The sequence below is a fragment of the Streptomyces sp. genome (genome assembly GCF_031181555.1).
Taxonomy (GTDB): domain Bacteria; phylum Actinomycetota; class Actinomycetes; order Streptomycetales; family Streptomycetaceae; genus Streptomyces; species Streptomyces fimbriatus.
This window is the reverse complement of the sequence record NZ_JAPSKQ010000239.1, coordinates 1-7,392: the sequence shown is the minus strand read 5'-3', so window position 1 is coordinate 7,392 and position 7,392 is coordinate 1. Positions and strand designations below refer to the sequence as shown.

Sequence of the window (7,392 nt, the reverse complement as noted above, 5' to 3'; positions counted from 1 at the left end):
AGGAGGACGTCGACGTCGAGCGCGGCGCCATCCTCGAAGAGATCGCGATGACCGAGGACGACCCGGGCGACTGCGTGCACGACCTGTTCGCGCACACCATGTTCGGCGACAACCCCCTCGGCCGCCCGGTGCTCGGCACGGTCGACACGGTCAACGCCCTCACCGCGGACCGCATCCGCCGCTTCTACAAGAAGCACTACGACCCCACCCACCTCGTGGTCGCCTGCGCCGGCAACATCGACCACGGCAAGGTCGTACGCCAGGTCCGCGCCGCCTTCGAGAGGGCCGGTGCTTTCAAGGACCCCGGCGCCCAGCCGATCGCCCCGCGCGGCGGCCGGCGCGCCCTGCGCACCGCGGGCCGCGTCGAGCTCGTCGACCGCAGGACGGAACAGGCCCACGTCGTCCTCGGCATGCCGGGCCTGGCCCGTACCGACGAGCGGCGCTGGGCCCTCGGCGTGCTGAACACCGCCCTCGGCGGCGGCATGTCCTCCCGCCTGTTCCAGGAGGTCCGGGAGAAGCGCGGACTGGCCTACAGCGTGTACTCGTACACCTCCGGCTTCGCCGACTGCGGCCTGTTCGGCGTGTACGCGGGCTGCAGGCCGTCGCAGGTCCACGACGTGCTGAAGATCTGCCGCGACGAACTCGACCACGTGGCCGAGCACGGACTGCCGGACGACGAGATAGAGCGCGCCATCGGCCAGCTCAAGGGCTCCACGGTCCTCGGCCTGGAGGACACCGGCGCGCTGATGAACCGTATCGGCAAGAGCGAACTGTGCTGGGGCGAGCAGATGTCGGTCGACGACATGCTGGCCCGGATAGCCTCGGTCACTCCGGACGACGTCCGCTCGGTCGCCCGCGACATCCTGGGACGGCGGCCCTCCCTGTCGGTCATCGGCCCGCTCAAGGACAAGCAGGCGGCCCGGCTGCACGACGCCGTCGCCTAGCGCGGGACCGTGCCGGACAGGCCCCCACCCCCTCCGACAAGGAAGCAAGGAAGATGAGCAAGCTGCGCGTGGCGGTCCTCGGCGCCAAGGGCCGGATCGGGTCCGAGGCGGTACGGGCGGTCGAGGCCGCCGAGGACATGGAGCTGGTGGCCGCCCTCGGCCGGGGCGACAAGCTGGAGACCCTCGCCGAGACCGGCGCCCAGGTCGCCGTGGAGCTGACCACCCCCGCCTCGGTCATGGGCAACCTCGACTTCTGCGTACGCCACGGCATCCACGCGGTCGTCGGGACGACGGGCTGGACCGACGAGCGCCTCGCGCAGTTGAGGGGCTGGCTCGACCGGTCCCCGGAGACGGGCGTGCTCATCGCGCCGAACTTCTCCATCGGCGCCGTGCTGACCATGAAGTTCGCGCAGATCGCCGCCCCGTACTTCGAGTCCGTCGAGGTCGTCGAGCTGCACCACCCGAACAAGGTGGACGCCCCCAGCGGTACCGCCACCCGCACCGCCCAGCTCATCGCCGAGGCCCGCCGCCGGGCCGGCAGCGCCCCCTCCCCGGACGCCACGGCCACCGCCCTGGAGGGTGCCCGCGGCGCGAACGTGGACGGGGTCCCGGTGCACGCGGTCCGGCTGCGCGGCCTGCTCGCCCACCAGGAGGTCCTGCTCGGCGGCGAGGGCGAGACCCTCACCGTCCGCCACGACTCCCTGCACCACAGCAGCTTCATGCCGGGCATCCTGCTCGGCGCCCGCCGCGTGGTGACCACTCCCGGCCTGACCTTCGGCCTGGAACACTTCCTCGACCTGAACTGAGCCCGGGCCGACCTCATGCGCGCCAAGATCTCCTACGCCATCACGGCCGCCGTCCTGGTCGTCTACTTCGTCCTGGTCGGCAGCCGCGGTGTGCTGCTCATCGAGACCGGTACGCCCCTCACCGTCGCCTTCGGTGTCGCGGTGCTGATCCTGCCGGTCATCGGTGCGTGGTTCCTGTGGAAGAACACCGAGTTCGTCCGCAACGCCAACCGGCTCGCCGCCGAGCTCGACGCCGAGGGCGGACTGCCCGTCGACGAGCTGAAGCGCCTCCCCAGCGGCCGCGTCGACCGCGACTCGGCCGACGAGGTCTTCGCCCGGCGCAAGGCCGAGACGGAGGCCGCCCCCGACGACTGGCGCAGCTGGTTCCGGCTCGCCGTCGCCTACCACGACGCCCGCGACACCCCGCGCGCCCGCAAGGCCATGCAGCGGGCGATCACCCTGCACAAGACCTCTCACTGATCGCGTGCGCCGTGTGCGCCGGGGCCCGGTCCGTCCACGCGGGACGGGCCCCGGCGCACACGGCGCGGCTCCGCGGGCTCAGCTCCGCCGGTACTCGTCGGCCCAGACCTCCACGGAGTCGGCCGCCCGGTCGAAGGCCAGCGGATCCCGCCCCAGGAAGTCCGCGTTGTGCGAGGTCAGCAGCGGCAGGGCATCCGCCGCCCGCCCCCGCCGGACGAGGAGCAGCGCCTGCCCCTGCACCATGCGCGGCAGCCCCAGCCAGCGCACCGGCTGCTGCACCGTGCGCACGGAGGCCACCTGCTCCCAGGACGTCGTCCGCGTGCTGAGGAGGGCCACATGGCGCAGGCCCCGCGCGCTCACCCAGACACCCATGCGCAGCATCCTCAACGCGCAGCCGACGACGACCAGCGCGATGGCGAACACGGCCCCGGCGGACGACAGCGTCGCCGTCGCCGCGATGATGACCCCCGCGAACAGCACGAACGAGGCGAGCAGCAGCAGAAGCGCCGCCGCACCCACCCGCCACGGCCCGGGACGGTACGGGCGCCGCCAGCGATCACGGTCCTCGTACGGCAGGGCGGCATCGTCCGCCGTGTCGAACGCGCGGTCGGCCGTCAGGAAGGGCAGGGGCACGGCTGGTCCTCACTCGATCCATGCGTGGGCAGTGCCCGGTGAGGCTACCGATCTGTGTCCCCTGTCACCACCTTCGGGGGTCCGGACGGAGACGGTGCGGTCGACCCGGCGGCTCAGCGCCCGTCGGTCGCCTGTGACTGCTGGCTCCCCGCGCCCGGAGGCTCGGTGGACAGCGCGGGCATCCCGATGACCAGGGAGCCCACCAGCCCGGCGACGACGGTGAGCCCCAGCAGCCAGCGCCCGGCTATCTGACCGGCGGTCGCCCGCTCAGGGGGCGGGGGAGTGACATTGCTGCGGAACCTGTCGGCCTCGGCGAGGAAGGCGAACGGTACGGGTTCGCGCCGACCGAACATCAGGGTGCGTCTCCTTTCCGGGTTCGAATGAATCACTGTCACCAACACAGACGAGCGAGCGTCCCGAAAGGTGCCCACTTTCGCCGACTTCGCAGAAGTTCGCCGCCGTTCACCGCCCTATGTCGCCTCCCGGTACCGAACGCCCCCTCGCCGACGCCGGGCCGTAAAGTGGGCGCCGCCCGAGAGACGTGATGGAAGGACTCCCCACGCCGTGACCGAAACCCCCGCCGACGACCTCAAGCCCGACTTCCGCAGCGACGTGACGGTCGAGCTGGTCAAGCACACCGCGTCCGACGCCGACGTGCTGTTCGCCGCCCGCGTCTCCACCATCGGCGAGCAGTCCCTGGACGAGCTGAACAAGGACCCCGAGCGTTCCAAGGGCCTGATCAACTACCTGATGCGGGACCGTCACGGCAGCCCCTTCGAGCACAACTCGATGACCTTCTTCATCAGCGCCCCGATCTTCGTCTTCCGCGAGTTCATGCGGCACCGCGTGGGCTGGTCGTACAACGAGGAGTCGGGCCGCTACCGCGAGCTCCAGCCGGTCTTCTACGTCCCGGACGAGTCCCGCAAGCTGGTCCAGGAGGGCCGCCCCGGCAAGTACCGCTTCGTCGAGGGCTCCGCGGCCCAGCAGGAGCTGGTGGGCCGCGTCATGGAGGACTCCTACCGGCAGGCGTACGAGGCCTACCAGGAGATGCTCGCCGCCGGCGTCGCCCGCGAGGTCGCCCGCGCGGTGCTCCCCGTCGGTCTGTACTCCTCGATGTACGCCACCTGCAACGCGCGCTCGCTGATGCACTTCCTCGGGCTGCGCACCCAGCACGAACTGGCGAAGGTCCCGTCCTTCCCGCAGCGGGAGATCGAGATGGTCGGCGAGAAGATGGAGGCCGAGTGGGCCCGGCTCATGCCGCTCACCCACGCCGCCTTCAACGCGAACGGCCGTGTGGCCCCGTAAGGAACCCCCCGTTCGCGCGCCGGGTGCACGTGCACGGGGCAACCCTGCAAGGTGTCCGTATTGCGGCATTTAGGGAAGTTCATCTAGCCTGATCAAACGGGCCCGGCACTGCCTGAACCCCCGAGCAGGCAGTGCCGGGTTCCTCCCTTTGTCCCGCCCCGTCGCCTCCCCCGAGGGCAGACCCCGACCTGAGCAACGAGTAGCGTGTAACCCATGGCTCCGACCTCCACTCCGCAGACCCCCTTCGGGCGGGTCCTCACCGCCATGGTCACGCCCTTCACGGCGGACGGCGCACTCGACCTCGACGGCGCACAGCGGCTCGCCGCTCACCTGGTGGACGCAGGCAACGACGGCCTGATCATCAACGGCACCACCGGCGAGTCCCCCACCACCAGCGACGCGGAGAAATCGGATCTCGTACGAGCGGTCCTGGAGGCGGTCGGCGACCGCGCCCACGTCGTGGCCGGAGTCGGCACCAACGACACCCACCACAGCATCGAGCTGGCCCGCGCCGCCGAGCGCACCGGCGCGCACGGCCTGCTGGTCGTCACCCCGTACTACAACAAGCCCCCGCAGGAGGGCCTCTACCGGCACTTCACGGCCGTCGCCGACGCCACCGAGCTGCCGGTCATGCTCTACGACATCCCCGGTCGCAGCGGCGTCCCGATCAACACCGAGACGCTCGTCCGCCTCGCCGAGCACCCCCGGATCGTCGCCAACAAGGACGCCAAGGGCGACCTCGGCCGCGCCAGCTGGGCCATCGCCCGCTCCGGCCTCGCCTGGTACTCCGGCGACGACATGCTGAACCTGCCCCTGCTCTCCGTGGGCGCCGTCGGCTTCGTCTCGGTCGTCGGCCACCTCGTCACCCCCGAGCTGCGCGCCCTGGTCGAGGCGTACACCTCGGGAGACGTCCAGAAGGCCACCGAGATCCACCAGAAGCTGCTCCCGGTCTACACGGGGATGTTCCGTACCCAGGGCGTGATGACCACCAAGGCGGCGCTCGCCCTCAAGGGCCTGCCCGCCGGGCCCCTGCGCGCCCCCATGGTCGAGTGCGCGCCGGAAGAGATCGAGCAGCTCAAGATCGATCTTGCCGCCGGCGGGGTACAGCTCTAGCAACGAGACTTCGCGCGCCCGCTCGCGCAACCGGACTTCACAACTGAAGAGGCGGGCCACCGGTGCCCGCACCCCACATCGACAACTGCTTCTGCACGAACGTCATGCGCGCCACGTGCCCCACCGGTACGTGGCGCGTGTGGTGAGGAGAGTCTTTTGAGTCATCCGCATCCTGAACTCGGCCCGCCCCCGGTGCTGCCCGAAGGCGGCCTGCGCGTCACCCCGCTCGGTGGCCTCGGCGAGATCGGCCGGAACATGACGGTCTTCGAGTACGGCGGCCGTCTGCTGATCGTCGACTGCGGAGTGCTCTTCCCCGAGGAGGAGCAGCCCGGAATCGACCTGATCCTGCCGGACTTCTCGTCCATCCGGGACCGCCTCGACGACATCGAGGGCATCGTCCTCACCCACGGCCACGAGGACCACATCGGCGGCGTCCCCTTCCTCCTCCGCGAGAAGCCGGACATCCCGCTGATCGGCTCCAAGCTGACCCTCGCCCTCATCGAGGCGAAGCTCCAGGAGCACCGCATCCGCCCGTACACCCTGGAGGTGGAGGAAGGGCAGCGCGAGCGCATCGGCCCGTTCGACTGCGAGTTCATCGCGGTCAACCACTCGATCCCCGACGCGCTCGCCGTGGCCATCCGCACCCCCGCCGGCATGGCGGTCCACACCGGCGACTTCAAGATGGACCAGCTTCCGCTGGACAACCGCCTCACGGACCTCCACGCGTTCGCCCGCCTGAGCGAGGAGGGCATCGACCTCCTCCTCTCCGACTCCACGAACGCCGAGGTCCCCGGGTTCACCCCGCACGAGCGCGACATCTCCAACGTGCTGCGCCAGGTCTTCGCCGGCGCCCGCAAGCGGATCATCGTGGCCAGCTTCGCCAGCCATGTCCACCGCATCCAGCAGATCCTGGACGCGGCGTACGAGTACGGCCGCCGGGTCGCCTTCGTCGGCCGCTCCATGGTCCGCAACATGGGCATCGCCCGCGACCTCGGGTACCTCAAGGTCCCGCCGGGCCTGGTCGTGGACGTCAAGTCCCTCGACGACCTCCCCGACAACGAAGTGGTCCTCGTCTGCACGGGTTCCCAGGGCGAGCCGATGGCGGCCCTGTCCCGCATGGCCAACCGCGATCACCAGATCCGCATCGTCGAGGGCGACACCGTGATCCTGGCGTCGTCGCTCATCCCCGGCAACGAGAACGCGGTGTACCGCGTGATCAACGGCCTGACCCGCTGGGGCGCCAACGTCGTCCACAAGGGCAACGCCAAGGTGCACGTCTCCGGTCACGCGTCCGCGGGCGAACTGCTGTACTTCTACAACATCTGCCGTCCGAAGAACCTGATGCCGGTCCACGGCGAATGGCGCCACCTGCGCGCCAACGCGGAACTGGGTGCCATGACCGGCGTCCCGCACGACCGCATCGTCATCGCCGAGGACGGCGTGGTCGTCGACCTCGTCGAGGGCAAGGCGAAGATCGTCGGCAAGGTCCACGCGGGATACGTCTACGTCGACGGCCTTTCCGTCGGTGACGTCGGCGAGCCGGCCCTGAAGGACCGCAAAATCCTCGGCGACGAGGGCATCATCTCGGTCTTCGTGGTCATCGACTCGTCCACCGGCAAGATCACGGGCGGCCCGCACCTCCAGGCCCGGGGCTCCGGCATCGAGGACTCCGCCTTCGCCGAGGTGATCCCGAAGATCACGGAGGTGCTGGAGCGTTCGGCCCAGGACGGCGTCGTCGAACCCCACCAGCTCCAGCAGCTTGTCCGCCGGACACTGGGCAAGTGGGTCTCCGACACGTACCGGCGCCGGCCGATGATCCTGCCCGTGGTGGTCGAGGTCTGACGGTCCGTCGGACCTCACCTACGAGCGAACCAGGAGCGGGGCGACCCGATTTGCATCGGGGCTCCCCGCTCCAGTACGTTTACAGCTCCCCCCGATCGGGAACCCGACCACCTCGTGCGTCGGAACCAGTCCCCGGAGGGGCGGGAAAATCCGACTCAGAATCTCTGATAAAGTCGGAAGCGCCGGAAAGGGAAACGCGGAAGCGGGAACCTGGAAAGCACCGAGGAAATCGGATCGGAAAGATCTGATAGAGTCGGAGACGCAAGACCGAAGGGAAGCGCCCGGAGGAA

The 7,392-nt window shown here is 70.0% G+C and carries 8 protein-coding genes; 6 read left to right on the top strand and 2 right to left on the bottom strand.

The window, feature by feature from the left end; translation table 11 throughout:
- The 3 genes from RIM90_RS29415 to RIM90_RS29405 all read left to right on the top strand — a co-directional run.
- The coding region (locus RIM90_RS29415; RefSeq protein ID WP_309063789.1) for a pitrilysin family protein at positions 1 to 944 on the top strand (944 nt) is incomplete at its 5' end.
- 53 nt (positions 945 to 997) lie between these two features.
- Positions 998 to 1,750 (top strand): 4-hydroxy-tetrahydrodipicolinate reductase, encoded by a 753-nt coding sequence (gene dapB, locus RIM90_RS29410; protein WP_309063788.1) that lies wholly within the window; start codon positions 998 to 1,000, stop codon positions 1,748 to 1,750.
- 15 nt (positions 1,751 to 1,765) lie between these two features.
- On the top strand, positions 1,766 to 2,209 hold the full coding sequence (locus RIM90_RS29405) for a hypothetical protein (RefSeq protein ID WP_309063787.1): 444 nt from the start codon (positions 1,766 to 1,768) through the stop codon (positions 2,207 to 2,209).
- Positions 2,210 to 2,287: 78 nt separating this feature from the next.
- On the opposite strand, the gene RIM90_RS29400 is transcribed toward RIM90_RS29405, so the two are convergent.
- Together RIM90_RS29400 and RIM90_RS29395 are read right to left on the bottom strand one after the other, a co-directional pair.
- A complete protein-coding gene (locus RIM90_RS29400) occupies positions 2,288 to 2,842 on the bottom strand; it encodes a hypothetical protein (RefSeq protein ID WP_309063786.1) in 555 nt (184 codons plus the stop codon).
- 113 nt (positions 2,843 to 2,955) lie between these two features.
- Positions 2,956 to 3,195 (bottom strand): hypothetical protein, encoded by a 240-nt coding sequence (locus tag RIM90_RS29395; protein ID WP_309063785.1) that lies wholly within the window; start codon positions 3,193 to 3,195, stop codon positions 2,956 to 2,958.
- A 211-nt stretch (positions 3,196 to 3,406) separates the two neighbouring features.
- Here RIM90_RS29395 and thyX point away from each other — a divergent pair, with 211 nt between their 5' ends.
- The 3 genes from thyX (at position 3,407) to RIM90_RS29380 (ending at position 7,102) form a co-directional block, all read left to right on the top strand.
- Complete coding sequence (gene thyX / locus RIM90_RS29390) at positions 3,407 to 4,147, top strand: FAD-dependent thymidylate synthase (protein WP_309063784.1); 741 nt, start codon at positions 3,407 to 3,409, stop codon at positions 4,145 to 4,147.
- Positions 4,148 to 4,360: 213 nt separating this feature from the next.
- Positions 4,361 to 5,260, top strand: coding sequence for a 4-hydroxy-tetrahydrodipicolinate synthase (dapA, locus tag RIM90_RS29385; RefSeq protein WP_309063783.1), 900 nt, complete (start codon positions 4,361 to 4,363; stop codon positions 5,258 to 5,260).
- A gap of 156 nt (positions 5,261 to 5,416) precedes the next feature.
- On the top strand, positions 5,417 to 7,102 hold the full coding sequence (locus RIM90_RS29380) for a ribonuclease J (RefSeq protein ID WP_309063782.1): 1,686 nt from the start codon (positions 5,417 to 5,419) through the stop codon (positions 7,100 to 7,102).
- Positions 7,103 to 7,392 lie beyond the last annotated feature (290 nt).